This is a genomic window from Candidatus Obscuribacterales bacterium (assembly GCA_036703605.1).
In the GTDB taxonomy this organism is placed as follows: domain Bacteria; phylum Cyanobacteriota; class Cyanobacteriia; order RECH01; family RECH01; genus RECH01.
Map to the genome: position 1 here is coordinate 1 of DATNRH010000928.1, position 1,560 is coordinate 1,560.

General features: G+C 54.8%; 1 protein-coding gene and 1 riboswitch. The gene reads left to right on the plus strand.

The features are described 5' to 3' along the window. The first annotated feature begins 165 nt into the window (after nt 1-165). Nucleotides 166-1,242, plus strand: coding sequence for an ATP-binding protein (locus V6D20_19105; GenBank protein ID HEY9817890.1), 1,077 nt, complete (start codon nt 166-168; stop codon nt 1,240-1,242). Nucleotides 1,243-1,296: 54 nt separating this feature from the next. Further along, nucleotides 1,297-1,427, plus strand: a riboswitch (cyclic di-AMP (ydaO/yuaA leader). Nucleotides 1,428-1,560 lie beyond the last annotated feature (133 nt).

Here is a 1,560-nt window from a genome sequence, read left to right on the forward strand (position 1 = left end):
GACGAGGCACCCGATGAGACATCAGACTGGGAACTATGAACCACGGCAACTCTTGACCTTAGAGAAGTGACTTTAGAGAACAGATGTTACGATTCAAACGTGCTCAAAAACTAGTTATAGCACTAAAAAATAGTGCCAACATACAACATAATGTTAAATCCTTTCATGCCCGAGTCACTGATGAGCCGCGAAACCGAGCTACGGCGAGTCTGTGCCCTAGTCAAGCAAGATAGAGATTTCGTGGTCACAGGCGTCCCCGGTATTGGACGGCGAACCCTGATTCGCAGTGCGGCAAAACGTCTAGGGGCACGCTGGTTAGAGATCGACTTTCTCCGCTGCCGCAATGCTGGTCAGTTCCTGAGGTTTTTGGCGGATGGCCTCGTCAACGCCTTTACAGAACCCCATGAACTCGCCAACATTCAGCAATGGAGCCTGAATCAGCCCCTCTCTTTCGACCAGTCTCTTTCATCCCAGCCGCGCCTGGCCTGGCCCCCAGCATCTGGTAAAGAATGGCCTCTATTTAAAGGGCTGCTCTCCCTACCCCAGCACTTAGCCGAAGCGCTCGACTGTCAGGTGATTATTGGGTTTCATAACTTTCCCCACATTCGCTCGTGGGATCGGCAGGGCAAGTGGGAAAGTCATTTGCGCCAAGAGATTCAGCGTCAAAGCCGGGTCAGCTATGCCTTGGTGGCCACCGTGGCAGAACCCTGGATGACTGCCAGCCATCTGCCAGTGATTGCCCTGGCCCCCCTCAGCGATGCCACCCTGCAGCACTGGGTGGTCAATACCCTAGCGAAATCGGGACTTACCTTTGACCCCGATAGCCAAGCCCTAGAGCTGTTCTTGAGCTACGTGCAGGGTCACCTCAAAGATGCCACCACCCTGGCTCAGCGTCTGTGGCTCAGCTGTCAAGCGATCGCCCCCGATCCCCCAGGCCTCATCCAGGCCCACCAGGTTCACAGCACCATGCTGGCCCTGATGCAAGACATGGGCGTGACCTTTGAAGCCCTGCTCTTACTCCTACCCCCCACCCAAGCCCGGGTGATCGAAAGCCTAGCCCTCGATCCTACCGATAGCCCCCAAGCCAATGCCTACATTAAAAAACACCAGCTCTCTCGTGGCGGCGGGCTGCAGGGTGCCCTCACCAGCCTAGAGCACAAGGGCTTAATCTATGGCCCTCAGCTTAGCTACCGCATTGCCCTACCCCTGTTTGATTTCTGGCTCAGGCAGCGGCTGCAATAGTCATCTCCCCCTATTGATGACTCTATGAATTAGTGCTAGCTTTAGTAGGTTCATCTAAGCTATCGGCCTAATTCGGCGTGAACCGAAGCGGAGGACCCATCTTGGGGCGCACCCTGTATCCACAGGGGGGAGACTTCTCACTCCTAGCCCGTCAGCTAACTTCGCCGGCCTTGAGAGGAGACTCATGATCTCCTGGTTGATCGCTTAAATCGTCTCTTATCCAGGAGATACGTTATGGAAAGCTGGTCTGCAGTTGCGGCCCTAGGCGTGGTTGTGCCTGTGATGGTTTGCATCATTATGGAATGGTTGCCGTTAACC

Excerpts from the sequence above, each read along its gene's own strand:
- V6D20_19105 (HEY9817890.1), top strand. The coding sequence starts at position 166 with ATGCCCGAGTCACTGATGAGCCGCGAAACCGAGCTACGGCGAGTCTGT.